General features: G+C 45.8%; 29 protein-coding genes and 1 pseudogene. 26 read left to right on the top strand and 4 right to left on the bottom strand.

All coding sequences use genetic code 11. The features are described from left to right. Positions 1–69 precede the first annotated feature (69 nt). From AC0QUU_RS14150 to AC0QUU_RS14135, 4 genes are all read left to right on the top strand, one after another. Complete coding sequence (locus AC0QUU_RS14150; protein ID WP_474543521.1) at positions 70–972, top strand: ABC transporter ATP-binding protein; 903 nt, start codon at positions 70–72, stop codon at positions 970–972. Next, positions 956–2,188, top strand: a complete 1,233-nt coding sequence (locus AC0QUU_RS14145; RefSeq protein ID WP_474545595.1) for an ABC transporter permease subunit — start codon at positions 956–958, stop codon at positions 2,186–2,188. Before AC0QUU_RS14150 ends, AC0QUU_RS14145 begins: the two co-directional genes overlap by 17 nt. 11 nt (positions 2,189–2,199) lie before the next feature. Beyond that, positions 2,200–2,568 carry a hypothetical protein gene (locus AC0QUU_RS14140; protein WP_474543520.1) on the top strand — a complete coding sequence of 123 codons (369 nt, stop codon included), beginning with the start codon at positions 2,200–2,202 and terminating at the stop codon, positions 2,566–2,568. A gap of 445 nt (positions 2,569–3,013) precedes the next feature. Beyond that, positions 3,014–3,439: an RNA polymerase sigma factor gene (locus tag AC0QUU_RS14135; protein WP_474543519.1), complete on the top strand. Its 426-nt coding sequence runs from the start codon at positions 3,014–3,016 to the stop codon at positions 3,437–3,439. 60 nt (positions 3,440–3,499) lie between these two features. Here the strand turns inward: AC0QUU_RS14135 and AC0QUU_RS14130 are convergent, their stop codons facing one another. Continuing rightward, positions 3,500–3,943 (bottom strand): helix-turn-helix domain-containing protein, encoded by a 444-nt coding sequence (locus AC0QUU_RS14130; RefSeq protein ID WP_474543518.1) that lies wholly within the window; start codon positions 3,941–3,943, stop codon positions 3,500–3,502. On the opposite strand from AC0QUU_RS14130, the gene AC0QUU_RS14125 reads away from it, so the two are divergent. Both AC0QUU_RS14125 and AC0QUU_RS14120 read left to right on the top strand, forming a co-directional pair. After that, on the top strand, positions 3,875–4,186 hold the full coding sequence (locus tag AC0QUU_RS14125; protein ID WP_474545594.1) for a YxeA family protein: 312 nt from the start codon (positions 3,875–3,877) through the stop codon (positions 4,184–4,186). The genes AC0QUU_RS14130 and AC0QUU_RS14125 overlap by 69 nt on opposite strands. A gap of 47 nt (positions 4,187–4,233) precedes the next feature. After that, complete coding sequence (locus AC0QUU_RS14120; RefSeq protein ID WP_474543517.1) at positions 4,234–4,944, top strand: transglycosylase domain-containing protein; 711 nt, start codon at positions 4,234–4,236, stop codon at positions 4,942–4,944. Positions 4,945–5,289: 345 nt separating this feature from the next. Here the strand turns inward: AC0QUU_RS14120 and AC0QUU_RS14115 are convergent, their stop codons facing one another. Beyond that, positions 5,290–5,415 carry a hypothetical protein gene (locus AC0QUU_RS14115; protein WP_474543516.1) on the bottom strand — a complete coding sequence of 42 codons (126 nt, stop codon included), beginning with the start codon at positions 5,413–5,415 and terminating at the stop codon, positions 5,290–5,292. A 134-nt stretch (positions 5,416–5,549) separates the two neighbouring features. On the opposite strand from AC0QUU_RS14115, the gene AC0QUU_RS14110 reads away from it, so the two are divergent. From AC0QUU_RS14110 to AC0QUU_RS14065, 10 genes are all read left to right on the top strand, one after another. Next, a complete protein-coding gene (locus tag AC0QUU_RS14110) occupies positions 5,550–6,497 on the top strand; it encodes a helix-turn-helix domain-containing protein (RefSeq protein WP_474543515.1) in 948 nt (315 codons plus the stop codon). A 122-nt stretch (positions 6,498–6,619) separates the two neighbouring features. Then, complete coding sequence (locus AC0QUU_RS14105) at positions 6,620–7,333, top strand: energy-coupling factor transporter transmembrane component T (RefSeq protein WP_087325443.1); 714 nt, start codon at positions 6,620–6,622, stop codon at positions 7,331–7,333. Next, positions 7,330–8,748 (top strand): ABC transporter ATP-binding protein, encoded by a 1,419-nt coding sequence (locus AC0QUU_RS14100; protein WP_474543514.1) that lies wholly within the window; start codon positions 7,330–7,332, stop codon positions 8,746–8,748. Before AC0QUU_RS14105 ends, AC0QUU_RS14100 begins: the two co-directional genes overlap by 4 nt. A gap of 32 nt (positions 8,749–8,780) precedes the next feature. Next, positions 8,781–9,398: an MptD family putative ECF transporter S component gene (locus tag AC0QUU_RS14095; protein ID WP_474543513.1), complete on the top strand. Its 618-nt coding sequence runs from the start codon at positions 8,781–8,783 to the stop codon at positions 9,396–9,398. A 159-nt stretch (positions 9,399–9,557) separates the two neighbouring features. Further along, positions 9,558–11,372, top strand: a complete 1,815-nt coding sequence (locus AC0QUU_RS14090; RefSeq protein ID WP_474543512.1) for an ABC transporter ATP-binding protein — start codon at positions 9,558–9,560, stop codon at positions 11,370–11,372. A gap of 2 nt (positions 11,373–11,374) precedes the next feature. Beyond that, on the top strand, positions 11,375–13,111 hold the full coding sequence (locus tag AC0QUU_RS14085; RefSeq protein ID WP_474543511.1) for an ABC transporter ATP-binding protein: 1,737 nt from the start codon (positions 11,375–11,377) through the stop codon (positions 13,109–13,111). A gap of 24 nt (positions 13,112–13,135) precedes the next feature. Beyond that, positions 13,136–13,684, top strand: coding sequence for a manganese efflux pump MntP (locus AC0QUU_RS14080; protein ID WP_412572683.1), 549 nt, complete (start codon positions 13,136–13,138; stop codon positions 13,682–13,684). A gap of 17 nt (positions 13,685–13,701) precedes the next feature. Further along, positions 13,702–14,229, top strand: a complete 528-nt coding sequence (locus AC0QUU_RS14075; RefSeq protein WP_474543510.1) for a TetR/AcrR family transcriptional regulator — start codon at positions 13,702–13,704, stop codon at positions 14,227–14,229. Between the two features lie 12 nt (positions 14,230–14,241). Next, positions 14,242–14,613: a metal-dependent transcriptional regulator gene (locus AC0QUU_RS14070; RefSeq protein WP_474543509.1), complete on the top strand. Its 372-nt coding sequence runs from the start codon at positions 14,242–14,244 to the stop codon at positions 14,611–14,613. Between the two features lie 103 nt (positions 14,614–14,716). Then, positions 14,717–16,060: a radical SAM protein gene (locus tag AC0QUU_RS14065; protein WP_474543508.1), complete on the top strand. Its 1,344-nt coding sequence runs from the start codon at positions 14,717–14,719 to the stop codon at positions 16,058–16,060. On the opposite strand, the gene AC0QUU_RS14060 is transcribed toward AC0QUU_RS14065, so the two are convergent. Next, positions 16,057–16,329 carry a hypothetical protein gene (locus AC0QUU_RS14060; protein ID WP_474543507.1) on the bottom strand — a complete coding sequence of 91 codons (273 nt, stop codon included), beginning with the start codon at positions 16,327–16,329 and terminating at the stop codon, positions 16,057–16,059. The two genes, AC0QUU_RS14065 and AC0QUU_RS14060, sit on opposite strands and share 4 nt — an antisense overlap. Before the next feature lie 201 nt (positions 16,330–16,530). Here AC0QUU_RS14060 and AC0QUU_RS14055 point away from each other — a divergent pair, with 201 nt between their 5' ends. Next, positions 16,531–16,956 carry an RNA polymerase sigma factor gene (locus tag AC0QUU_RS14055; protein ID WP_147566005.1) on the top strand — a complete coding sequence of 142 codons (426 nt, stop codon included), beginning with the start codon at positions 16,531–16,533 and terminating at the stop codon, positions 16,954–16,956. 60 nt (positions 16,957–17,016) lie between these two features. Here the strand turns inward: AC0QUU_RS14055 and AC0QUU_RS14050 are convergent, their stop codons facing one another. After that, positions 17,017–17,391, bottom strand: a complete 375-nt coding sequence (locus tag AC0QUU_RS14050; RefSeq protein ID WP_474543506.1) for a helix-turn-helix domain-containing protein — start codon at positions 17,389–17,391, stop codon at positions 17,017–17,019. Positions 17,392–18,058: 667 nt separating this feature from the next. Here AC0QUU_RS14050 and AC0QUU_RS14045 point away from each other — a divergent pair. From AC0QUU_RS14045 to AC0QUU_RS14005, 9 genes and pseudogenes are all read left to right on the top strand, one after another. Next, positions 18,059–18,289 carry a helix-turn-helix domain-containing protein gene (locus AC0QUU_RS14045; RefSeq protein WP_193500474.1) on the top strand — a complete coding sequence of 77 codons (231 nt, stop codon included), beginning with the start codon at positions 18,059–18,061 and terminating at the stop codon, positions 18,287–18,289. A gap of 84 nt (positions 18,290–18,373) precedes the next feature. Next, entirely contained in the window at positions 18,374–19,594 is a 1,221-nt protein-coding gene (locus tag AC0QUU_RS14040) for a tyrosine-type recombinase/integrase (protein ID WP_474543505.1), read from the top strand. A 141-nt stretch (positions 19,595–19,735) separates the two neighbouring features. Beyond that, entirely contained in the window at positions 19,736–20,959 is a 1,224-nt protein-coding gene (locus AC0QUU_RS14035; RefSeq protein ID WP_474543504.1) for a tyrosine-type recombinase/integrase, read from the top strand. 613 nt (positions 20,960–21,572) lie between these two features. Further along, on the top strand, positions 21,573–21,698 hold the full coding sequence (locus AC0QUU_RS14030) for a hypothetical protein (RefSeq protein WP_268874759.1): 126 nt from the start codon (positions 21,573–21,575) through the stop codon (positions 21,696–21,698). Positions 21,699–21,879: 181 nt separating this feature from the next. Continuing rightward, complete coding sequence (locus tag AC0QUU_RS14025; RefSeq protein WP_474543503.1) at positions 21,880–22,290, top strand: hypothetical protein; 411 nt, start codon at positions 21,880–21,882, stop codon at positions 22,288–22,290. Further along, positions 22,284–23,036 carry a hypothetical protein gene (locus tag AC0QUU_RS14020; protein WP_474543502.1) on the top strand — a complete coding sequence of 251 codons (753 nt, stop codon included), beginning with the start codon at positions 22,284–22,286 and terminating at the stop codon, positions 23,034–23,036. The genes AC0QUU_RS14025 and AC0QUU_RS14020 overlap by 7 nt, the downstream gene beginning before the upstream one ends. Positions 23,037–23,149: 113 nt before the next feature. After that, entirely contained in the window at positions 23,150–24,220 is a 1,071-nt protein-coding gene (locus AC0QUU_RS14015; protein ID WP_474543501.1) for a hypothetical protein, read from the top strand. 322 nt (positions 24,221–24,542) lie between these two features. Beyond that, positions 24,543–25,052: pseudogene (locus tag AC0QUU_RS14010) on the top strand (ATP-binding protein); the annotation flags it as partial. A 302-nt stretch (positions 25,053–25,354) separates the two neighbouring features. After that, on the top strand, positions 25,355–25,456 hold the full coding sequence (locus tag AC0QUU_RS14005) for a Fic family protein (RefSeq protein ID WP_474543500.1): 102 nt from the start codon (positions 25,355–25,357) through the stop codon (positions 25,454–25,456). The last annotated feature ends 28 nt before the right edge of the window (positions 25,457–25,484 follow it).

Below are 25,484 nucleotides of genomic sequence, written 5' to 3'. Positions count from 1 at the left end.
GAGCTATGCTATAACCATAGTTCACCCATTTCTTATTGGACTAAATTCAAAACGAACAGGAGGTTTGTTATGAAGCTACAATTACAGCATTTGCGTAAGCAATACGGAGCCAAAACTGCTGTTGATGATGTGAGCGTCAATTTAGAACCTGGTGTGTACGGATTGCTTGGCGCAAATGGGGCTGGCAAAACCACATTGATGCGGATGATTTGCGGCGTTCTGAAACCTACTTCCGGCAGTATCCGTCTGGACGGAAAAACAATTCAGACATTGGGCGAGCAGTATTACACACATCTGGGCTATATGCCACAGGACTTTGGCTTCTATCCTGATTTTACGGCCCGCGAGTTTATGCTCTATATGGCCGCAGTAAAAGGGATGGATAAAAAAGCGGCAAAAGCCCGTACAGAGGAATTGTTAGAACTGGTAAACCTGCATGATGTAGCAGGCAAGAAAATTCGTTCGTATTCCGGCGGCATGAAACAGCGGTTGGGAATCGCGCAAGCAGAACTGAATGACCCCGACATCCTGATTTTGGATGAACCGACTGCGGGCCTTGACCCTAAAGAAAGGGTTCGCTTCCGCAATATTATCTCCGACTTTGCCAAAGACAAGATTGTGATCCTGTCTACCCACATCGTTTCGGATGTCTCGTATATCGCAGATACCATTCTGATAATGAAGCAGGGGGAAATTTTGCTCCAAGGGCCGATGGAAACTGTTACGGAAAGTATGCGGGGCAAAGTGTGGGAGGTCATGGTGACTGAACGGGACGCTGCAAAATACAGCAGAAATCTTCGCGTTGTCAACCTGCATCACGAGGGCAATCAAGTTCGACTGCGTATTGTAGAGGATGAGGCTCCTACGCCAGATGCCCACAACGTCGAACCGAGCCTTGAAGATTTGTTCCTGTACCATTTTAGTGAAGATATGCAGAATGAAGGGAGTGAAAGCGATGAAATCCTTGGTTAAGTTTGAATTTCTGAAAATCCTGCGAAAAAAATCCACTCTGATCGTGATGGCTGTCAGCTTGCTCATAACGGCGGTTTTCTTCGTTATGCCGATCTTGCAGTTTCAGATTTACAATCAAGATGGAGTCCTGCGGGGGCTTGAAGGGATTGCATACGAAAAAGAGCAGTACGCCGAAATCTCTGTCCCTCTGACAAATGAGTACGTTACTGAACAAATTCGGGAAGTGCAGGAGCTTTTTGCTGATCCTGATAATATAGGCTATGACGGAAATGAGGTATTTTTGATTGAAGATGCCTACTGGAACGGCATTGCCCCACGAGAAGATTTGCTCGCCTTGATTGCAAAAAATTATGCGGAGCCAAACGTAAGCGTGGGCTATAATGCGCTCCCGGACTTGGATATTTCTAACGGGACGGATTTCTATCAGGCAAGACAGGATAAAATTGAAACGATCCTGAACGATACGTCCAAAGATTTATCTGCCGAAGAAAAGGCGTATTGGCAGAATATGAACAGCCAAGTGAAAGAACCTTTTCAGTATGGCTATTTTGGAGGCTGGGAAGTCATTATTTCTGCCTTTGAGTTACTGATGTTTGCGATTTTGGCAATTTGCATTGTGATTGCACCTGTTTTCTCCGGCGAATATCAGTCTGGAACAGATGCGGTCATCCTATCCGGGAAATACGGAAAGACCAAATTAACTACCGCAAAAATTTGGGCTGCTCTTTTGTTTGGTGTGCTGGCGTTTACACTCCACGTTCTTGTCGCCCTTGCAATTCCCCTTACGGCATTTGGAGTTGACGGGTGGAACCTTCTTTTGCAGATCAATGGAACCACTGTTCCGTATCCGCTGACGTTTTTGGAAGGAACACTCATCAATTTGGGTATCATCTATCTGGTACTGATTGCAATGATCGCCCTGACGCTTTTCCTGTCGGCCAGAATGAGAAGCCCCTATCAGGTACTGATTGTAATTATGCCGGTTTTGTTTATCCCCATGTTCCTCACCCCGAATGGAACCAGCGGCCTTTACAATCTGCTTGTTTTTCTGACCCCCTACCAGTCACTGAAACCGAACTTTGGATCGTATATATCTTATCAACTCGGTTCGGTCGTTCTGGACGCCTTTACAATGAGAGCTGTTTTGTATGTTGCTTTGGCGCTGATCCTGCTCCCCTTTGCCCGGATCGGATTTAAGAAACATCAAGTTTCGTAAGGAGGCGAAAGATGAAAAGTAAAAAACATATCGCAATAGCTGTTGCTGCGGTTGCAATTATTGTTGTTGCTGCGGTTATGATAGCCAACCCCTCTGGATGGTCTAAAAAGTCATTTGAGGCGGTTGTGCAAGAAACGGTAACGCAGGCAGACGGAGAAATCCGGCTGATTGTGGAGCGGACAACGGAAATTTATAGTAACCCCATGAACTCTCTCGGCATCAGCGAGGATACCAAGCTGTTAAATGCCAGTGGAGAAGAAATTGCAATTACTGATTTCAAACCAGGGGATGCTGTCAGCGTAACGCTGAAAGACTCTTTTACCGAAGAAACTCCCTTTTATTATCCAATAGTGTACGAGATCAAACTCATCGACCAGTAAATAATTGCACCACTGCCGGACGACGGCAAAAGAAAAAAAGCCGTCGTACAGCAGGCAATCGCTATGCCCTAAACACACTTGCGGCGGCTTTGAGAAAATCAAGGCCGCCGTTCCTTATGCCCTCGACAAAGGAGTGACGCCTACACGCTGACACGGCGGCTTTAGGAGGGAGCCGCCGTGAAGCAAAGACTGCTTCGACATAATTCGGCAGGAATTTACCTGCCAAAAAAAGCCTGACCGTCAATCGGCCTCCATCTGCTTATGAACAGGCACTATCGTGGCTGGTCCATAAGCGTCATAAGTCCTCTTTTAGCAGCGCCAGCCGCCGTTCTTCGGATGCTGGCGCTTTTCCTTGTCGTTTTTTTGGGAATTTCCCCGAAAGGTGTCGCCCACCGCCTTCATTTCGGTTCACCCGTCAACCCGTGAATCGAAATGGAGGTACATAATGCAGAAGATCAATCTTCGGGAACTGTATCCCGATGTGTATAAAACCGATGTCTTTGTGGACGTGGCCGAGGAAGTCGTGGCCGCGATCCGGGGCCAGGAGCAGGACGATGCCGCCTACGAACGCCGGAAGTTCCGGCACAAGGCCCACTACTCTCTGAACCGGGAGGATGGCATTGAAAACGATGCCCTCAACCGGCCGCTCACCCCGGAGGAAATCCTGGAGCAGAAGCAGCTGCGGGAGGAAGTGTACGCCGCGCTGATGCAGCTGACCGCCGTCCAGGCCCGGCGTATCTACGCCCGGTTTTACCTGGGCATGACGGTGGCCGAGATCGCCCAGATCGAGGGCACCGACCGCCGCCGCGTGTGGGCGAGCATCCGTCGCGGACTGAAGAAGTTGGCGCGTCTGCTGGACGCGGCCCAATAACATGACCGCCGAATAGCGGCAAAAAAAGAGCCGGTGGGGGATTTTTATTCCTCCACCGGCTTATTTCTCCTCTGCTTTTTTATCTTGGTCACATTCGTCTGCCTGCGTCATCTCTTTTAGTTCATCAGCCAGCGCACGGGCCGAGTTTAACAGCGCCTTTCTGGCCGCCGGAGGGCACGAAAGGTAGAGCTGCCGCATATCGTTGGCGGATTGTTCATCTTCGGGCAGATCAAGATTCATCAGGGAGTCCAAGGACAAATTCAAAACTTTACCAAAAGCACGCAGAACCTCAAAAGAAGGGTTCTTTTCCCCTCGTTCACAACTTTGAACGTGCTTCAGCGAAACATGGCTCAAATCAGCGAGTTCCTGTTGTGTAAGTTTTTTCACCTTACGGGCTTTTTGAATACGCCGTCCCAGCTCTTTTAACATCTCCATATCCTGGTAGTAGCGTTTATCGCGGTTGCTTTTCTTGCCACGCAGAAAAGCGCCGATTACTACACGCAAATTGACAACGACTGTGTAACCGAGATCGCACCACACGGAGCGATGAATTATCGCTACACATTAAGCGCCTACGATGAAACCGGGGCCGAAAAAGAACTGAACTTTGAAACGAGCCGGATTCTCACTGACGATGCCTACTTATGCCTGAAGGTAGCCCCATTCCGTGGTGTTGTTACCTGGGCAGAAGTGCAATTTGATGAAATGCCCGCCGCCGTGCAGGAACAATACGGCGGCAATTCGTAAGCCGAAGCCTATGTAGGCGCTACTTCAAACGGAAAGGCAGGTGCAGCATGAAAAGAATAAGAAAGTTCCTAATTCGCTCCTTCGCGCTTGTGATGCTTGCGATGCTCGTTGTTGGCGGTGTTTTGGGCGGATTTGGTTATAAAATGTACCGTGATGCACTTGCCGAGCAACCTCTTGAGGAAAAAGTTGCCGAGATTCAAGCTGATCCCGATTATACGACCCTTGCTGAAATCCCAGAGATTTATTTGGACGCCGTTGTGGCAGTGGAAGATCACCGTTTTGAACAGCATTTTGGAATTGACCTGATTGCCATAGGACGAGCTGCCTGGAACAATCTGACCTCTTGGAGCCTGCGTGAGGGTGGCAGCACCATAACACAGCAACTTGCCAAAAATCTGTATTTTACGCAGGAAAAAAGTTTCATCCGCAAGATCGCTGAGATGTTTATGGCATTCCGCTTGGAAAATACCTATACAAAAGATGAGATTTTAGAGTTGTATGTCAATTCTATCTATTTTGGAGACGGCTACTACTGTATTTACGATGCAAGCCAAGGATATTTTGGGAAAGCCCCTATTGATATGACGGATTATGAATGTACTCTCTTGGCGGGGATTCCCAATGCGCCCTCAGTTTATTCGCTGACAGCCAACCCAGAGCTGGCGGAACAGCGTCAAGAGTATGTCGTACAGAGAATGGTTCAATACGGCTACATAAGCGAGGATGAGGCACGAAGCATCTTGCAAGACCAATCATAACTGATAGATATATGCGATCTATCTGCCGGACGACGGCAAAAGAAAAAAAGCCGTCGTTCAGCAGGCAATCGCCATGCCCTAAACACACTTACGGCGGCTTTGACAAAATCAAGGCCGCCGTTCCTTATGCCCAAAGAGTGACGACCCTGTTTCAATGGTGACGGCGGCTTTAGGAGGGAGCCGCCGTGAAGCAAAGACTGCTTCGACATAATTCGGCAGGAATTTACCTGTCAAAAAAAGCTTGGCCGCCAACCGGCCCATCTGCTTATCTAAACACGCTGGATTCACAAACCGGCTGTGTCGCATAGCCAGCCATTCTTATATACTGCTGACGGCGGTGTCAGTTCATACAATGCGCAGCATTACAAAAACACAGATCTGCAAAATGGCTTCGTTTGCAGGTCCATTTGTCATGCCTGCTTTTGAGCGCAAAGTGTAAAGTACGATTTTTCTCGGTTTAACTCTTGACATCTATTTGCAGGTTTGCCAGTCTTATCCCGAATCTGGACTCGTTAAAACATGAACGGGCTATTTTCTTGAATTTCGTCCAGGCGTGTGTTATTATAAAATCAGTAAGTTATGACTAACTGATTGGAGTGAGTATAATGGGAAATGCCAGTTTCAATCAAGACTGGTACGGTATGCAGGCCAAAGTTCTGACGCAAAGTGATGATTGTGTAGTCGTAGATTATGGCTGCAAAGGCCGGGGAATTGTAAAAAACTATAATCTGTTTGAGGGAATACAGCTTTGCTTCCTCGATTTTGAATCGGATGAGTCCATGAAAACACAAAAGTTTAATCCAGATATTATTCAGATTACGCACTGCCAGGCCGGTCGGTATGAATGCGAATTTGCCAATCATACTGTGTCGTATTTACCAGAGGGCTATTTTAGTGTTGCAGCAACAGAGCATTTGCCGGTTTCTTTTTCTTTTCCGCTGGGAAAATATTATGGCGTCAGTCTTGTCATAGACCGGCAGGCACTTTCGGTCGGAACGCGTCGGATGATGCAGACAATTCCCATTGATCTTGATAAGATCGGAACTACACTGGGAATAGAAACAAGATGGTATGTCAGTGAGACCCCGCCACAATTAAAGCATCTTTTTTCAGAATTGTATACTGCGGCAGAAATGGAGCCCATCGGCTATTTCAAAATTAAGGCCATCGAGCTTCTGTATCACATGGATCAGCTGACACAAGTCAACGGGTGCGATCTAAAATATTTTGATAAGAAGCAGATACAGACTACAAAAGCTATTCGAGAATACCTTATTTCTCACTTGGATGAGAAAGTTTCCCTGGAGCAGTTGGCAAAAGAGGCACACTTGAACCTCTCCGTTTTTCATCTGGTGTTTTCCCATATCTATGGGGACACACCGTATGCCTATCTCAAAAAATACAAAATGAATTTAGCAGCCCAGTGGCTTTCGGAAAATAAAATGAAAATCGGGGATATAGCTTTAGAACTTGGATACAGCAATGCCAGCAAATTTGCTAAAGCGTTTCAATCTGTGTATGGGATGCTCCCAAAAGACTACCGGAAAAAATAGATAGGAAGAACGGGCTGTTTTTCAGGTCTTTCCAGAGGAATGGAGCAGAAAAAATTTACGCAAAAAGATATAATGAGCCGGCGCGGTTAGTTTATGCTAACGCATCGGCTTTTATTTAGGAGGTGGTATCCCTGCTGACCATAGATACTCGAATCAAGTTGCTTTTATTTTTACTTATCAACTTCATGGTATTTGGCTTGAAAGATTTTGTCCTTGGCAGCGTGTGTTTTTCCTTTATCTGCATTCTTTCGTGCCTGATGGGGCAGAAAAAGATTGTATTGAAATACATCATCTTTTATGTGGTAATTGCGGCAATACAGCAGCTTTGCGCCTTCCTTCCCCAGGCCATCGAAACTATTTTGTCGATCTTCACATTGTTCATCCGGGTGATGATACCCGTGGTACTCTTTGCTTCAACTTTTATTGCTACAACGAAAGTCAGCGAATTGATTGCGGCTATGTACTCGCTAAAAATTCCTCGGAGCATTACCATTACATTCGCTATGGTATTGCGCTTTTTTCCTACTTTCAGTGAGGAGATCCACAATATTTATGACGCGATGAAGTTAAGAGGCATCGCCCTTTCGTGGAAAAATGTATTCACACGTCCCATGCTCATTCTGGAGGCAATCGCTATCCCCATCGTGATGCGCTCTGCTTCGATTGCAGAAGAATTATCTGCTTCTGCGGTGACGAGAGGCATTGATAATCCGGCGCAACGGACTTCGTTCATTCAGCTAAAAGTTCATGCTAAAGATTGGATGGTACTGTTCTTCTTTCTCGTTGCTTTTGTGGTGCTGTTTTTCTGCAAATATCAGATATATGGGAGGATATGATGATGATTGATATTGACCATGTATCTTTTCAATATTCCGGTGCTGAACGGGAGAATCTGCAAGATTTTAATTTGCAGATTGAAAAAGGGGAGTGTGTTGTTCTTACTGGCGAATCTGGATGTGGAAAGACTTGTGTGACCAGGTTGATAAATACACTTATTCCCCACTTTTACGAAGGGGAAATGTCCGGGACGGTTCTCATTGACGGAGTTGATACCCGCACGATCCAACCGCACGATTTGTCGGACAAGATAGGCTCTGTTTTCCAAAATCCACGCAGTCAGTTTTTTAGCCTGGATACGGACAGCGAGATTGTGTTTGGTATGGAAAATAAAGGGATGCCCTATCAAGTGATGCTGGACCGTTACCAACAGACTATCCGGGAATTGCATATTGAAAAATTAAAGGATCGCAACCTGTTTGACTTGTCCGGCGGACAAAAGCAGACCATAGCATTTGCCAGTGTTTACGCATTAAACCCTGATATTTTTGTTCTGGACGAGCCTTCCTCAAACCTGGACCCGGAGGCCATTCAAGAACTACGACGGCTACTTTTGCTGATTAAGGCGCAGGGAAAAACGATTATTGTATCCGAACACCGCCTTTACTTCTTGAATGGGATTGCCGACCGCATTGTCCTTATGGAGCATGGTAAGCTGAAACAATCTTGGTCCGCCAGTGATTTTGCTTTACTCAGTACCGAGCAAATCAAGGCGCTGGGACTTAGAAGCTATACGCCTACAAGGTTAGAGCTTCCCGAAACAACACCCTCTCGAAACGATTCCCCGGCTGTCGAAGTCAGAGATCTCGCGATTGGATATGAAAAGGGAGAACCCGTGGCGCAGCACCTGAACTTTTGTGTCTACCCTGGAGAAATTGTCGGCGTGGTAGGGAAAAATGGTTGTGGCAAATCAACTTTGGCCAGAACCCTATGTGGTTTGCAAAAGGAACTGCATGGAGAAGTTCTATACAAAAACAGTACGGTTCCAAGTAAACGGCGGATTAAGAAAGCGTATCTTGTCATGCAGGACCCGGACTATCAACTGTTTACTGATAGCGTTTACCAGGAACTACTGCTGGCATTGTCCGACCAAAAGGATAAAGATGAAAAACGAATAGATGATATTCTGGACGAGCTGAATTTGACAATTTATAAAGAGCGGCATCCAATGTCCCTCTCTGGCGGTCAGAAGCAGCGCACCGCTATTGGCGTTGCGGCACTCCGGGATGCAGAGGTACTTATTTTTGATGAGCCTACAAGCGGCTTGGATTACAAAAACATGGAGAGCGTTGCAGGAATTTTAAGTGCGCTGTCCAAAAGAGGGAAAGCCATCCTGGTGATTTCCCATGACAATGAACTACTGATGAAGATTTGTTCCCGTGTCATTCGCGTGGATGAAAGGACTTCATCTTAGTTATATACAAATAATAGAAAGGGGCTATCTGTATGAGTGAACAAGCAAAACCTGTCGGGGCATCCGACAAAATGAAAGCAAAGGACTTTATCACGCTGGGCATTTTTACGGTGTTATTCTTTGCTGTGGTAATGGTGTGCATCTTTGCCTCCGCAGCTACCGTGGTGACTTTCGCTTTTGGGAGCGCCATTGCTGCAATTCCCGGAGGCATTATCTATATGCTGATGCGCGCTAAAGTGCCAAAGGCTGGGAGCGTTCTCTTGAGCGGTGTGGTGATCGGCCTGATCGAGTTTCTAATTGGCGCAGGATGGGCGGTTGCCGTTGGCTTTATTGCCGGTGCCGTAATTGCGGAGCTGCTGGCCCGCGCCGGCCACTACAAGAGCTTCTGGCTGAATACCATTGGCTATTCCGTCTATATGATGTTCTTTGCACTGGGCACCTATCTTCCTATGGTCATCATGACCGGCTATGTGGATGATATGTCCACCTCTAACGGCGTGAGTGCCGAGTATCTGACGGAGCTACATAGCTTTATGAATGGAACAATGGTAGTCATCATTGCTGTTGTGACCTTCGTTGCAGGCATTGTCGGCGCTTTGATTGCAAAAGGCGTGTTCAAAAAGCACTTCCAGAAGGCGGGTATTGTCTAAGGACGATATAGTTACGGCTAACTCTCTGGTATCTTTGGGCTATTTTAGCCATCGGAACAGAGGTATGGAGTAGCAAGCAATTTCAAAGGTTGATAAAATGAATGGCGAGGTTAGAAGTTGCTAACCTCGCCATTTTCACTTTTAAGGAGGGTTCATGCTATGTCAAACGCAAAGTCGAAACAGGCAAAACCAAAGACGGGTTTGGCACGATGCATGGAATTGGCTTCTGACAGAAAGGGCCTTGTATTCTTAGCTGCGGTTCTTTCGTCACTGGCGGCCATTGCTTCGTTCATCCCGTACATAGCGGTCTATTTTATGATCCGCTCAATTATCGGTGTTTTCCCGAACCTTGACCAACTGGATATGGGAATGGTCATGAATTATGGCTGGCTGGCGCTCGCCGGGATTGTGGCGAATATCCTGTTGTATTTTCTGGCTATTTTCAGTTCCCACATGGCGGCGTTCGGTACACTGTACGAGCTGAAGGTCTTGTTCGCTGACCATATCACCAAAATTCCGTTGGGCTATCATTTGACCATCGGCAGCGGGCGTCTGCGTAAAATCATGGATGAGAATATTGAGAGCGTGGAAGGGTTCATTGCCCATCAGTTCCCGGATTTTGTGGCGTCCGTCACGGCTCCCATCGTTATGGTCATCATCTTGCTGGCTGTTGACTGGCGGTTCGGTCTTGCCTCTCTGGTCGGTATCGTTCTGGCGTTTGTTGCGGAGTTTATTGGCTTTGGCAGCGGCGAGATGAAGGAGAATATGGGCAAGTATCAAAAAGCCCTGGAGGAAATGAACAACGCTTCTGTGGAGTATGTTCGTGGAATGTCGGTTGTGAAGGCATTTAACCAGACGGCATCCTCTTTCAAAAAGCTCAAAGAAGCGATTACCGGATATACAGAGTGGGTCCTGAAATTTTCCCTGGGCTGGCAGAACTGTATGCCCGCCTTCACCACAATCATCAATAATGTTTATCTGATCCTTGTACCTGTCGGAATTTTAATCGGCTCCAGGTCGGATGATTTTGCTGGGTTTGCCATGACCTTCATTTTCTATCTGCTCTTTGTACCCGCAATTTCCGGCGTGCTGAACAAGATCATGTATATCTCCGAGTCGTTCATGCAGATTGATGGGAATGTGGCTCGGATGGATGAAATTCTGAACATCCCCGAAATGCCGGAAACGAACCATCCCAAGAAGCCCGCCAATGATGATGTTGCTTTCAAGAATGTCAGTTTTTCCTACACGGGAGATACACACGAAAAGGCGCTGGATGATGTTTCCTTTGTTTCGAAGCAGGGACAAATCACGGCTATTGTTGGGCCGTCCGGCGGTGGCAAGAGTACGATTGCCAATCTGATTTCTCGTTTTTGGGATGTATCTTCCGGCAGCATTACCATCGGCGGCGTAGATGTGCGCGATATGGCGGAGGATGACCTGATGCACCATGTCAGCTTTGTGTTCCAGGATATTTTCCTGTTCAAGCAGAGCATTTTGGATAATATCCGTATGGGCAACCCTTCGGCCAGTGAGGAACAAGTAATTGCGGCGGCGAAAGCGGCTCAATGCCACGAGTTTATCTCCAAACTTCCCAACGGGTATCACACGGTGGTCGGCTCCAAAGGCATCCATCTCTCTGGCGGCGAGCGCCAGCGGATTGCCATTGCGCGGGCTATTATCAAAGACTCGCCTATCATCGTGCTGGATGAGGCAACGGCGTTCAGCGACCCGGAGAATGAATATCTGATCCAGAAAGCCTTTGAAAAGCTGATGCAGGGTAAGACAGTTATCATCATTGCACACCGCCTCTCCACGATCCGCAATGCCGATAAGATCATTGTCATGGAGAAAGGACACTTGGTCGAAGAAGGAAAACATGACGAGTTGGTGGCCGCAGGCGGACGCTATGCACAGATGTGGAACCACTATACAGAAGCGATTGGCTGGAAAATCAGCGGAAAGGCGGTGTAACTATGAGCAGATTACAAAAAGCTCTCTTTTTATCAGACAAGGGTTACGCAGATCTGAAAAAAGCAATCTTCGCCTGCACATTGACGAACCTCGCTATGCTTCTGCCGTTCTGTGTAACTGTTATGATCTTCAGTGAAATTCTGACGCCCTTTGTCAGTGGCGGCTCCATCCAGTGGAACCATATCTGGATGCTGTGGGGCGCAGGTATTGTTTCGGCCATCCTGGTATTTCTGGCCGCCAAAAATGATTACCGCAAAACCTATATTGCCTCGTATAAGGAGTCGAACACAACCCGGCTGCGGATTGCGGAGCATCTTCGGAAACTCCCTATGAATTTCTTTAACACCAAGGACCTTTCCGAACTGACCACGAATATGATGGCAGATTGTAGCAGCATGGAGTCCCTGCTCAGCAGCACGATCCCTCCGCTGATTGCAAACGGCATCACGGTGACCCTGACCTGCATCCTGTTGGCCTTCTTTGACTGGCGGCTTGCTCTGTGCGTATTCATCACGGTTCCGATTGCCTTCCTCATTATCTGGCTCAGCCGGAACCATCAAAAGAAACTGTTTGAAAAGCAGGTTGACGCAAAACTGGCTGCCTCTGACCAGGTACAGGAATACCTGGAAGGCATGAAGATCATCAAGTCCTGCGGGCTGTCCGGCTCTCATTTCAGTGCGTTGGATAAAGCTCTGCTTGCCATGAAAAAGATCGCCATCAAGGTAGAAATGGCTGTTGGCGTGTTTATGTCCAGCGCCAGCATGATTTTGCAGGCAGGTATTGGCATTACAATCTTTGTCGGTGCTATCCTCCTGACCAGTGGACAAATTGAACTGTTGCCTTTGCTCATGTTCCTGCTGATGGTCACGCGGATTTATGGCCCTATTTTGGCAATACTGGCGAATTTGTCCTCGCTGCTGAATTTGAATGTAGTTACAAGTCGTATGCGTACCCTGCTCACCACTCCTGCAATGGACGGTGACGGGAAAACGGTCCCGAACTGTGATATTGAGCTTTCCCATGTGACTTTTGCCTACAATCAGGAAGATGTCATCAAAGATGTTTCCTGCAAAATCCCCCAAGGGAGCGTGACTGCCCTCGTTGGGCCGTCCGGTTCCGGTAAAAGCACGATTTCCAAACTGATTGCCCGCTTTTGGGATGTTCAGAAGGGCAAGATCACCGTGGGCGGCAAAGACATCAAGAGTATGGAGCCGGAAAGCCTCATGTCTTATATGTCTTTCGTATTCCAGGATGTGACCCTGTTCAATGATACAGTTATGAACAATATCCGGCTGGGCAATCCAAACGCAACGGACGATCAGGTAATTGCTGCTGCCAAAGCAGCCTATTGTGATGAATTTGTCCGGGAAATGCCGGACGGGTATCAGACGGTCCTCGGTGAAAACGGTAGCACCCTTTCCGGCGGTGAGCGCCAGCGTATTTCCATCGCCCGCGCCTTGCTGAAAAACGCTCCCATTATTCTGCTGGACGAGGCCACAGCATCCCTCGACCCGGAGAATGAAGTTCTGGTTCAAAAGGCGATTGCCAAACTGGTGGAAGGTAAGACAGTTATTATGATCGCCCACCGCCTCCGTACAGTTGTGGATGCGGACCAGATCCTCGTTCTTGACAATGGACGGTTGGTAGAGCATGGAACCCACGATGAGCTGATGAAGAAGAACGGTCTGTATCATAAACTGTTCCATATTCAGCAGGAGAGCCTTGGCTGGGCTGTGTAAATCGGAGCTGAAGGAGGGGCATAGTTGAACGGAGTAGAAATGCTTTTAGTTGCAGTTGGTCTTGCGATGGATGCTTTTGCCGTTTCTGTGGGCAAAGGATTAACTATTCAAGGACAATGTAAAAAAGCGTGTATTGTAACCGGCCTGTATTTTGGCGGCTTTCAGTTGATTATGCCTCTCCTTGGCTTTTTGTGTGGAGAAAGTTTCATTCACTATATTGCACCTATCTCTCGCGCATTATCTTTTATCCTTCTTGTATTGATTGGACTGAATATGTTGAGAGAGACTCTGAAAGAAAATTCAGAAACGAACTCAGCATCAATCGCTCCTACAGTAATGATCCCGGCTGCCATTGCAACGAGTATTGACGCATTTGCAGTAGGTGTTACTTTTGCTGCATTGCAAGTGAATATGATTGTTGCCGTTTCATTAATTGGTAGTACAGCATTTTTGCTTTCAAGCGTCGGAGTTAAGATTGGAAACATCTTTGGCAACCGCATGGAAAAGTGGGCCGGAATTTTGGGCGGATTTATTCTTATTGCAATCGGTGTAAAGATACTTGTTGCTGGATGAGGGAAAGGTTCATAAAAATGTCAAAAGAAGAAGTGACCGCAAAGATTATAGGGTGTGCAAAGGACAGCTTTCTGCACAATGGATACCACGGGACTTCTCTAAAAACGATATGTAAACAGGCAGGCATGACAACAGGAGCGTTATACCATCGTTTCCCTGGCAAAGATGCTTTATATCGTGCTGTTGTTGAACCCGCTACAAAGAAGCTATTAGAAACTCTGAATAACTGCCCTACTAATGCTGCTTGTTCTATCATGCCTGAACAGGGCCTGATATTGGTTTACCTTTACTGGGATGTGTTCAGAATAGTTGTCCAATGTAGATGTACTTCATATTACAATGAATTTTACAGCGCCATAGAAAAAAGTGTCTATCACCGCCTGTCGAAACTAAATAACAACTATGCAGAGGATATTTGCTGGTTGCTATCCAGAGCATATCTGGCAAGTTTTTTCGAGATTATTCGCTGTGATTATGATTTTGAAACGGCAAAAAAATGTATTGGCGCATTGGAAAATTTTTTTGCACCACAAGAAATCCACTGATAGGAGGTAAAGATGAAACTTCATGCGTCCGGGGAGGACTATCTGGAAAGCGTCCTAGTTCTCCAAAAGAAACTCGGTATGGTGCGCTCTGTAGATGTTGCCCGGCACATGGGTGTGTCAAAGCCAAGTGTATGCGTGGCAGTCAATACTCTGAAAGATGGCGGCTTTCTCACAATGGACGAAGATCATTTTCTTCATTTGACCGATATTGGCAGAGAGGTTGCTGAACAGATTTATGAAAAGCACTGCTTCTTTACTGAACAGCTTATCGCCGCAGGGGTTGACCCGAAAGTGGCGGAGGAAGATGCCTGCCGAATTGAACACATCATCAGTAACGAGAGCTTTATGCGGCTAAAAGAAACAGCCGCACAAGAACAGGACTAAATAAATACGCACAACTGTCCTACTCTGTCAAAAAGTGTTGTGGTACAGATGATTTTATACGCGCAATATTTTTTCACCAAAAAAGATAGAGAAAGGCACGAAAATGAATGTAGTAAACGCAATGAAAACTGCTGCTTTTAGTGCAGCGGTTACAACAGCACTTAATTATTTGGAAAAGGACCCGGAAACGAACATTCCTAAAGTTCTTGAACTAATTGACCGCGCTGCTCCCGATGGATGGTATGAAGGCCAAAGGGCAGCTTTCCGTAAGGCGATTGCAGAAAAAAGCAACTGGTATCAGTTGATTCTTAAAGCCTATGAACTGGATGCAGGTGTTCGTAAGACCTTTTTCCAGAACTTTATTATTAACGCTTCTCTCAAGGGAGGGGCAATTCAGGAAGAACTTAAGGAAAGAGAGGGATGTAATATTCCCTGGGCCATTTTGCTTGATCCTACTTCAGCCTGCAATCTTCATTGCACTGGCTGCTGGGCGGCAGAATATGGGAACCGGCTAAATCTAACCCTTGAAACGATTGACAGCATTATCCAGCAGGGTAAAAGGCTGGGAACTTATATGTATATCTACACCGGCGGAGAGCCAATGGTTCGCATGGCTGATCTTATTAAAATCTGCGAGATGCACCCGGATTGCGAGTTCCTATCTTTTACAAACGGAACTTTGATTGATGCGGCATTTTGTAAAGAAATGTTGCGTGTTAAGAACTTTGTCCCTGCTATTAGTGTAGAAGGGTTTGAAACTGCTACCGATGGACGGCGCGGCAGCGGTGTATTTCAAAAGGTGGTCAATGCCATGAAGCTTTTGAAGGAACACAAACTGCCCTTTGGTATATCTACTTGTTACACCAGTGCTAACTATGCGGATGTAAGCAGTGACGCCTACTTTGACCAGATGATTGAATGGGGAGCAATGTTTGTGTGGTTTTTCCACTATATGCCGGTAGGCAATGGAGCTGTGTCAGAACTCTTGCCGACACCAGAACAGCGTACCGAAATGTATCATCGAATTAGGCGTTATCGGGACACCAAGCCCATTTTTAGCATGGACTTCCAGAATGATGCCGAGTATGTAGGAGGCTGTATTGCCGGTGGTCGGAATTATTTACATATCAATGCAAAGGGTGATGTAGAGCCGTGTGTTTTCATTCATTACTCCAATGTAAACATTCACGACTGTTCTCTGCTGGATGCACTGAAAAGTCCTTTGTTTATGGCATATCATGACGGTCAACCGTTCAATAAAAATATGCTTCGGCCCTGTCCAATGCTGGAAAATCCAGAGTGTTTGCGAGAAATGGTAAAAAGAACAGGCGCTAAATCCACAGATTACGAAGCGCCAGAAGATGTAGATACCCTCTGTGATCGAACTACTCCCTATGCTGTAAATTGGGCACCAGTATCGGAAGCTCTTTGGGAGAAAAGCCATTAAGTAAAATACAATATTTTTAGTCTATCCTGCCCCGCTAAACGGGAAAAGAAAAAAACCGTTGCAGGGCAGATAGCTTCGTGCGCCCAAAATGGATTTTCAAGGACTGCGGCGGTTTTGAGTACATCAAGGCCGCCGTTCCTTATGCCCTCGACAAAGGAGTGACGCCTACACGCTGACACGGCGGCTTTAGGAGGGAGCCGCCGTGAAGCAAAGACTGCTTCGACATAATTCGGCAGGAATTTACCTGTCAAAAAAAGCCTGACCGTCAATCGGCCTCCATCTGCTTATGAACAGGCACTATCGTGGCTGGTCCATAAGCGTCATAAGTCCTCTTTTTACAGCGCCAGCCGCCGTTCTTCGGATGCTGGCGCTTTTGCTTGTCGTTTTTTCGGGAATTTCCCCGAAAGGTGTCGCCCACCGCCTTCATTTCGGTTCACCCGTCAATCCGTGAATCGAAATGGAGGTACATAATGCAGAAGATCAATCTTCGGGAACTGTATCCCGATGTGTATAAAACCGATGTCTTTGTGGACGTGGCCGAGGAAGTCGTGGCCGCGATCCGGGGCCAGGAGCAGGATGATGCCGCCTACGAACGCCGGAAGTTCCGGCACAAGGCCCACTACTCTCTGAACCGGGAGGATGGCATTGAAAACGATGCCCTCAACCGGCCACTCACCCCGGAGGAAATCCTGGAGCAGAAGCAGCTACGGGAGGAAGTGTACGCTGCGCTGATGCAGCTGACCGCCATCCAGGCCCGGCGTATCTACGCCCGGTTCTACCTGGGCATGACGGTGGCGGAGATTGCCCGGATCGAGGGTGCTGACCGCCGCCGTGTGTGGGAGAGCATCCGGCGCGGGCTGAAGAAGCTGGCGCGGTTGCTGGATACGGCCCGATAACCTGACCGCCGCATAGCGGCAAAAAAGTAGCCGGTGGGGGATTTTTATTCCTCCACCGGCTTACTTATCCTCTAAATGTTCATCGGGGTCAACCCCAGCCGTCTGCACCATCTCTTTCAGCTCATCAGCCAACGCACGGGTCGAGTTTAACAGCACTTTTCTGGCAGCCGGAGGGCACGAAAGGTAAAGCTGCCGCATATCGTTGGCGGCTTGCTCATCTTCTGGCAGGTCGAGATTCATCAGGGAATCTAAAGATAAATTCAAGACTTTGCAAAAAGCGCGCAGAACCTCAAAGGAAGGATTCTTCACCCCTCTTTCGCAGCCTTGAACGTGCTTTAGAGAAACGTGGCTCAGATCTGCGAGTTCCTGCTGCGTCAGTCCTTTTTCCTTACGCGCTTTTTGTATCCTTCGTCCCAGCTCTTTTATCAGTTCCATAGGCACTATCGTCTCCTTAATCATATTTTATCGTGCCCATTTCCTTGCAGGAAGAACCTTATAAAAGGCGTTTTTGAGTACGATAGTACCTATTTTATTGTGCTTGCTGTATGCTTGCCTCGCCCGCAGCTCTTATGAAGCGGCAAGGCAAAAATATTTTTCAAAAAAATCGCATTACAGGCAGGACAAATCGCCTGTTTTTGTCATGGTTATCAAGAAGGGGATTTTTCCTTCGCTGATCTTTGACAACTGAATACACGGCAGAACAGGTACATAACCCGCGTATGAGCGAGTGCAGGACGCCGCGAAGATGGAGCAGCCAGGAGGTGATGGACAAGCTGTTTCGGAGCGATCAACGGCCCTGTGACCCGGATGGTGGCATATCCGGCGCGATGACTGCGCGGGGGCTTAAAGATACTTCCTCACGGCCCGCCAAAGACTTGGGGGGAACCCTGCGGCGCACGCTATGAACGACGCTGCGGAGTTATGACAGCCGCGCCAGCGGAGACCTGTCCTGTCCCCTGCGTCAGGGGTGCGTGGCAAATGTGGCGTAACACAAAAAAGAATTTCAAAATTAGATACCATGCGCTGGCAGGCAAAACCGCCAGCGCATTCATGTGATTTTGAAAGCCACAACCATATCCTTGACAAAGAAGGGAGAGATTATATGGAAAAGTTATTTACAAGGAAAGAAGCGGCCAAAATCCTGGGAATCAGTATTGCAACACTGGACACGGCCCGCAACAATGGCCTGATTTCCTATGTTCAGTATGTGCAGAACGGCTGCGTCTATTTCACAGACGCAAGCCTTCAGGAGTACATCGCAAAATTCACGCATCGGGCGAAGCCGGTGGAAAAGTGCGCCACATACCGCAAAGTGCGAAGTGCCGAGGCGTGAGCTAATCCGTATCCTTGCTGAAATAAGTGGTGTCTGGTAAAACAAAGATACAGCGCTGAATATGATTCTTGAGAGGTAACGGTATTGGCAAAAAGAAAACGACTAATTCCAGATTATAGCACGGTCACGCTGAGTGGCTTAGAGTATTACAGGACCCGGATCGAAGATGCTGATGGCAAGCGGGTCGCCCTTTATGCAAGAACCCCCGAAGAACTGTATGACAAAGAAATGGAGGCATTGGAGCAGGTCGGCCATGCCCGGTTTCATCGAAAATCGCCAACAGTAGCAGAATACTGTGAGAAATGGCTGCTGATGCAGTCGGTCCATGTGCGGCAGACCACCTTGACAGATTACACCTCCAAGGTGAGGCGGCATATCATTAAGGAATTGGGAGAGATGCGGATGGCAGATGTAACTCTGGATGACATCCAGCTGGCTCTTGTCCCGGTTTCCAAGAAATCGGCATCGGTCTACAAGTCCGTGGTGATCCTTTATAAATCCATCTTTCGGGCAGCAAAGGAAAGCCATGTGATTGAAGTGAATCCGACGCTCCATCTAAACGCAAAAGGCGGCGGTATCCCGCAGGAGGACCGCCAGGCGTTGACGGATGAACAGGTCGAGCAACTTTTAGACGCAATCCGGGACTTGCCACCCTATGTGTTTGTAATGATTGGTTTGTATGCCGGTTTGCGGAGAGAAGAAATCCTCGCGCTCCAATGGGATTCAGTGTATTTGGACGCAGAGGCCCCTTATCTGACAGTCCGGCGGGCATGGCATACGGAGCATAATCGGCCAGTCATTCTCACCGAACTAAAGACCAAGGCGGCAGAGCGGAATATCCCGCTTCCGACCTGCCTGGCAGAGTGCTTGAGGGAGGCGAAGAAAACATCTTCATCTGATTATGTGGTGGCGAATCGGGATGGCGGCCCGCTGTCCTACACACAGTTTAAGCGGCTGTGGCAATACATTGTGACAAGGACCGCCAGACCAAGAGTGGCAAAGAAGCTGGTAGATGGGAAATATGTGAAGTATATCCTCTACCCGCAGCTGGGCGAGAAGGCCCGGAACAACGGTCACTGTGTTTACAGCCTGGATTTCGAAGTCACTCCCCACCAACTCAGACACACCTACATAACCAACCTGATCCATTCCTCGGTGGACCCCAAAACGGTGCAGTACCTGGCGGGCCATGAGAGCAGCAAAATCACGATGGATATTTACGCCAAAGTCAAATACAACCAGCCGGATCAGGTCGTAAAAGCGATGGACGGCGCATTTGCCCAATGGGATGCCATGTGGGCATAGAACAGGAAATACAGTAAGAGCGAGGCAGGAACGCCTCGCTCTTTGCTTTTCCCAATCCGTATCTTTGATTTAATCCGATCTTTCTGATAAAAAAGGAGTGAAGGAACCAATTTGATTTGCGCATAAGAAAGGAAATTATCTATGGCTAAGAAAAAAACAATTCCCCAGTACACCAGTGTAGAACGAAAAGGAATCCAGTATTACCGTACACGGATTCTGGATGCTGATGGCAAGCAGGTCAGCCTGTACGCGACAACCTGCGAGGAACTTTACGAGAAGCAATTAGCGGCGAGACGCCAAGTGCAGGAGATACTTTTTCACCGCCAGCACCCGACCGTTGCGGAGTATTGTGAGAAATGGCTGGTGATGCAGTCTGCAAAAGTTTCGGCAGCCACTTTGAAAGGATACGCCTCCAACATGAGGAACTACGTCATCAAGCCGATGGGCGATATGTATATGGAGGAAGTGACGGCGGATGACATCCGGCTGGCGCTGGTGCCGCTGTCCAAGAAGTCAGAGGGCCTGTATAACAAAGTGAATATGCTCATCAAGTGTGTTTTCTATTCGGCGGAGCGCAGCCAGCTTCTTGAAGATAACCCCTGCGCGGGAATATCGGGTAAGGGCGGGAAGCCGGCACAGAAGAAGGAGGCACTGAGCGACCAGCAGGTGACGGTACTTCTGGAGACAATCAAAGGATTACCGCCATATCTCTTTGTGATGATCGGCTTATACGCTGGCCTGCGTCGGGAAGAAGCCCTTGCCCTCCAATGGGACTGTGTGTTTCTGGATGTTCCCACCCCGTACATTTCGGTACGGCGGGCTTGGCGGGCAGAACACAACCGGCCGGTGATCTCTACGGTTCTAAAGACCAAAGCGGCCCGGAGAGACATTCCCATCCCCAAGTGTCTGGCTGACTGTCTGCGGGAAGCGAAAGCAACCTCTACGTCTGACTATGTGATTGCTGACAGCGAGGGCCAGCCCCTGTCTTACTCACAGTTCAAGCGAGTGTGGCAGTACATTGTTGTCCGTTCCACCAAGGAGCGCACCTATTATAAATATGTGAACGGACAGAGCATCAAATACACGGTAAAGCCGACGCTGGGAACCAGCCAGAAAAACAACCCCAGGATCGTCTATACCCTGGATTTTGAAGTGACGCCCCATCAGCTCCGGCATACCTATATTACAAATTTGCTTTATGCAGGCGTTGACCCCAAGACGGTCCAGTACCTTGCAGGACATGAAAACAGCAAAACAACTATGGACATTTATGCAAAGGTCAAGTACAATAAGCCCGAAGAACTTTTTGATGTAGTGAATCAGGCGCTTCACCCGTCCGGCACCGCAGATAATGCCGCCGGTTGATTGGGTTAAGGGGTAGGACAACCGGGAGCCGCCACCTCAAAAAAGCCCGTAAAATCAAGGAAAAACGGCGCTAAAACGAGAGCAGTACGGACTCAAAGCAGCGAGAAGAGCTCCGCAGTTCTCCAAACGTTAATCTCGGTTACCCAAGAGATAATCAAAAGAGAATATCGAAATGCTTACAAACCCTGGAAACTCCTTATGTTTCCGGGGTTTTTCGCTTTTCCGGAAACATTGTGGAATGTCGTGAAACGGGGTGAAAAAGAATCCAGAGAATATATTATTCAGGCGGGGCGAAGGCCATGGAGAACTATCGCAGCGGGAAATTCCCCCTGACATTTTCCGGTTATGGAAGAATATATGAAATTCCTGCAGAAGATGAAGAAAACGGAGCAGAAAATCTATGCCATGGAGCAGACAAAAATTCATGAGCGCATAGAAGAAAAGAACCGAGAAGCGACACAGCAACATTCATTGCAGTTATCAAGGAATAGCAGATATTTTGCTTGATATCGAATGCTTGTTCTGGTAAAATACAATCAGGCACTGCCAGAGAACGGTAGGCGGTTAGTCCTTCGACAGAGGGACTGAACCCTCTGATTACATAGAAATCTCTGTGAAGGGAAATCTGGGAAAGGAGGGCGAACTTATGAGTGATTATGAAATGCTCTCCATCGTTTTGATGATACTTGGTATTGTCGTTACGATCTTAATAGCATATATCAATCATACGAAAAAGTAACCGCCCCTCGACCAAAGGATTGCGGTTACTTTTCGTAACTAATATGAATTTGGACTAACCGCTTATCGGTAGTGTCTATTTCTATAATTATATTAGCAAAGATAGTAAGGATTGTCAAATTGAACTTAAAATAGAATAGTAGATAACTGTTCTAAAATTCTTTGTTGGAGATGTCAGGACATTGAGAAACATTGAATTCCCACATTGCTTCTTCAATAGCTTGAATATATTCATCCGTGTGATAAATGATGTCTTGTCCCCAAGTCAGGAAGTTTTTACAGCTTATACTGACAAAATAGGATATAACATATTTTGTCAGACTATAACGATTTATATTATGAATAGCATATTCAATGCTATTGTTAGTGAAATCGACGATGTGGAAGATAAGTCAAAAAAGGTATATTTTCCCGATACGGATGCCAAGCCTATGTATAGGGTCTATTCAGGCTTCCTTCCTCAAGAGGCTGCAATTGAAGAGCAAAATAATATTAGGATTAAAATTCAGGAGTATAAACAGGCAAAGAAAATTGATGAATATTTAAAAATGTTAATTGATGATAGTATAGGAGAGGGCGAGGTAAAATGTTAGAAAAGCAACTTGAGGCACTGACAACGATTTTGAAGGATAAAGACATTCATGAATATGCAGGGGATGCATTTTTGGGCATTATTAAAGCTGTTTCTCTAGGAGATGTAGGCGCATTGATTGACTCTGGCGGAGATATAAAGAATCTACTTTTTCATACACCAACAATTTTGTTTTGGGACAAAATGCAGAGATATATGTTTGGTACCTTTAGGGATTATGCTGAACAGGTAAAGATGGCGGGAAAATTCAGTGAGGATAACAAGGATTATGAGCGATTTGTAAAAAGACAGATTCATCTCATTAATGAAATTGATGATGATAAAAAAGTTGATTATTTTGCTCAACTTACAAGGTGTTATTTGTTGACTGAAATGGATAATGCTTTGTATTATAAACTCGCAAAGTTTCTAATAATGTGTACGCCTGAAGAATTAGATTATATCGCTTCTTTTGACTATGAAGGTACAACGCAACTAACTGCTATGGTTTCATCATTGTATCAATATGGCTTGTTTGAACAGCAAGAAAAGCAGCATGGCGGTGTGAGTTATGCGCTTTCTGGATTTGCAAAAGCATTAAAATATAATGGATTGAATTTCAATGAAAGAACTAGTGGAGAAAAGCGGATAGTCTCATATTCTCAAATAGCTCCGCTTAGCATTTCGGAACCAATGACATGGGAAGATATTAATAATATAGTTAGTGAAAATGAAACTGTAATTAATGGAAATAGATTCCCGAAATAAGCTAAAAGCTAAGGCGGGAAAGTTGATGCTTGATGAGTAAATTTTTGTGGATTAACAGAAAAAGAATAAACTCAGAAATTCGAGATGTATCGAGGAGATGTAAAGATAAAAAGATGGAAAATTTGGAAAAGATGATTACTGTTCGTATTATGCAAGAAGATGCGGAATCTATTTTTTCTCTTATGAAGACCGAAAGGGATCCTGTATTTGCAATGGAGATTATCCCGTATTATGCATTGTTTATTCAATCTTGCCAAGAATATGTGGGAGAAATTTTTATCGAGGGAACTTCTGCGGAAAAAGTAAAAGATATACGTAATTTTATTAAAGTATACGGAGAAAGCTTTGGAAAATCAAAGAAAAGAATAGAATTGGTAGATATCGAGCAAGATGAACAGTATAGAGCACAATTAAGATTTGATTTTATGAAAAGTTGGAATATCCATTTGAATCTTGGTACCTATTGGACAGAAGATTATCATGTTGTAGGAAACACTCAGATGCTTGCTGATTTTTTAGGAATTGATGATATATTTAATCCGAAAACAGGAAAATTGCAATTTGAATTGGGGCGGCAAATGGGGGCATTTGTGGCATCGATAAAAGAAGGATTTTCGCAAGCTATTGATCCACCAGAGGTAAAAAGATTGCATACAGGGGTATCAATAGATTATTTTTATGACTTGAATACAAATAAGAATGATGAGTTGTTCGTTGATAATTCATCGAAGGTCTTAAATTTGTTTTTTCTTGATTTAGTTTGTAATATGAATTTTGTGAAACATATTTTGAGACCGTTATTTGATGATAGCAATATGTGGGTTTTTCGAGTGGAATATATTGTAACATATTATACTTATCGAGCAATTCAACGGTTAAAAAATTATTGTGACAATAATATTGATCTGTGTATTGATTTGGGAGGGTTTACAGAGATGTTTAGTTCAGCAAAAAATTTATTCCAGTCTAAGTTTCGTAATTGTATGATGCATTATGGGATTGAAAATCAGGGAGTAATTTCTATAGAAAATATTGAAAAGCCGTTTTATGGTATTGTTGAAACTTGTTATAATGGAATGGATTATTATTCTTTTTTGGGCACATTAAGAAGATTATCAGATGAGATGATTGACTTGTTAGAAAAGCGTTTTAATATAGAAAAAATTACATTACAACGCTTATAAAGGATGCGGTAATGTCAACATTTTTCTTATAAAAGTAGAGGCGTAATCAATCGTGTTAAGCCGTCCAGAGTTTGTAACGCATTTGCAACAAATTTCCATATAACCCTTTGATTTTCCGTCATTTCCGGTTACCCAAGCGTTAATCGGATACAAGTATATACGATTCAAACGCCTCGAGGCGCCGCATGTTCTCTCAGGACATTTGTTCTGGGAGGCTTTTGATTTTGGTATCTTTCCGGGAAAAGATGTGATACTATAATAGAAATCGATAAAACAGATTTGGTTTTTATTAATCATGGTTGTTGTGGAGCGGATTATATGAATGAACTTATATCTCGGGCTCTTAACGGAAGATGGAAAATATAATCTGATGGCACAGTTGCTTTCTGATAATAGTCATATTCCAGTTCGTTTTTCCTTGTTTTCAGGAGAGTCAAAATCAACAACAATGTATTCTGTCAGAGAGTTTGGAAATACTTGTCTGTTGTATTCTTTGGATGATGTGCTTCGTTATGGGGAAGTACTGAATATTCCACAGGCAGATGAAAGAAACCGTATTGTTGAACGTAAGGAAGTGCCGCTGTTCCATGCTGAGGCGTATAGAGAGGCGGTAATCAATGCATTTGTGCATAATTTATGGATAGATGGTAATGCGCCGATGATTATGGGATTCCGGGACAGAATTGAAATATTGTCTCGAGGACACCTGCCGCCGAAACAGACAGTTGAAGGTTTTTTTGCCGGGGAATCAGTTCCGGTCAACCAGAAATTGTCGGATATTTTTCTTCAGCTTCATATAAGTGAACGTTCTGGACGTGGTGTACCTAAAATAACGGAACTTTATGGTGAAGACTGTATTGAACTTAGGGAGAATAGTATTGTGGTGACGATTCCTTTTGAACGGTTAGAGACAAAGGTATACGCACCAGTTAATGATGAAAATGTACCAGATGAAATAGAAATTCCCCCAGTTGGAACAGAAATTCCCCCAGTTGACACAAAAATTCCCCCAGATAGAAATGAGAATTTCATGGTTAAAGAACCAGATATGGGGGAACGCATATTAAGATTTTGTGTAGAGGCGAAAAATATACAAGAAATTATGGAACATCTTGGATATCGCGACAAAAAACTGTGCGTAAATATTTATCTCCGCTTCTTCAACAAGGCCGGATATCTATGACGATACCAGATAAGCCAAACAGCAAAAATCAGAAATATATTACGATTAAATAAAAGATTTTAGGGCATGGAAGAGCCAGAT

Source organism: Mediterraneibacter sp. HA8405 (genome assembly GCF_056148955.1).
This window is presented reverse-complemented; position numbering and strand designations above follow the sequence as displayed.

Coding starts and splice junctions, on each gene's coding strand:
- AC0QUU_RS14120 (WP_474543517.1), top strand. CDS start 4,234: ATGAAAAGAATAAGAAAGTTCCTAATTCGCTCCTTCGCGCTTGTGATG.
- AC0QUU_RS14035 (WP_474543504.1), top strand. CDS start 19,736: ATGGCTAAGAAAAAAACAATTCCCCAGTACACCAGTGTAGAACGAAAA.
- AC0QUU_RS14065 (WP_474543508.1), top strand. CDS start 14,717: ATGAATGTAGTAAACGCAATGAAAACTGCTGCTTTTAGTGCAGCGGTT.
- AC0QUU_RS14140 (WP_474543520.1), top strand. CDS start 2,200: ATGAAAAGTAAAAAACATATCGCAATAGCTGTTGCTGCGGTTGCAATT.
- AC0QUU_RS14050 (WP_474543506.1), bottom strand. CDS start 17,391: ATGGAACTGATAAAAGAGCTGGGACGAAGGATACAAAAAGCGCGTAAG.
- AC0QUU_RS14145 (WP_474545595.1), top strand. CDS start 956: ATGAAATCCTTGGTTAAGTTTGAATTTCTGAAAATCCTGCGAAAAAAA.
- AC0QUU_RS14085 (WP_474543511.1), top strand. CDS start 11,375: ATGAGCAGATTACAAAAAGCTCTCTTTTTATCAGACAAGGGTTACGCA.
- AC0QUU_RS14095 (WP_474543513.1), top strand. CDS start 8,781: ATGAGTGAACAAGCAAAACCTGTCGGGGCATCCGACAAAATGAAAGCA.
- AC0QUU_RS14110 (WP_474543515.1), top strand. CDS start 5,550: ATGGGAAATGCCAGTTTCAATCAAGACTGGTACGGTATGCAGGCCAAA.
- AC0QUU_RS14090 (WP_474543512.1), top strand. CDS start 9,558: ATGTCAAACGCAAAGTCGAAACAGGCAAAACCAAAGACGGGTTTGGCA.
- AC0QUU_RS14150 (WP_474543521.1), top strand. CDS start 70: ATGAAGCTACAATTACAGCATTTGCGTAAGCAATACGGAGCCAAAACT.
- AC0QUU_RS14115 (WP_474543516.1), bottom strand. CDS start 5,415: ATGTCAAGAGTTAAACCGAGAAAAATCGTACTTTACACTTTGCGCTCA.
- AC0QUU_RS14015 (WP_474543501.1), top strand. CDS start 23,150: ATGGAAAATTTGGAAAAGATGATTACTGTTCGTATTATGCAAGAAGAT.
- AC0QUU_RS14075 (WP_474543510.1), top strand. CDS start 13,702: ATGTCAAAAGAAGAAGTGACCGCAAAGATTATAGGGTGTGCAAAGGAC.
- AC0QUU_RS14020 (WP_474543502.1), top strand. CDS start 22,284: ATGTTAGAAAAGCAACTTGAGGCACTGACAACGATTTTGAAGGATAAA.
- AC0QUU_RS14070 (WP_474543509.1), top strand. CDS start 14,242: ATGAAACTTCATGCGTCCGGGGAGGACTATCTGGAAAGCGTCCTAGTT.
- AC0QUU_RS14100 (WP_474543514.1), top strand. CDS start 7,330: ATGATGATGATTGATATTGACCATGTATCTTTTCAATATTCCGGTGCT.
- AC0QUU_RS14135 (WP_474543519.1), top strand. CDS start 3,014: ATGCAGAAGATCAATCTTCGGGAACTGTATCCCGATGTGTATAAAACC.
- AC0QUU_RS14055 (WP_147566005.1), top strand. CDS start 16,531: ATGCAGAAGATCAATCTTCGGGAACTGTATCCCGATGTGTATAAAACC.
- AC0QUU_RS14045 (WP_193500474.1), top strand. CDS start 18,059: ATGGAAAAGTTATTTACAAGGAAAGAAGCGGCCAAAATCCTGGGAATC.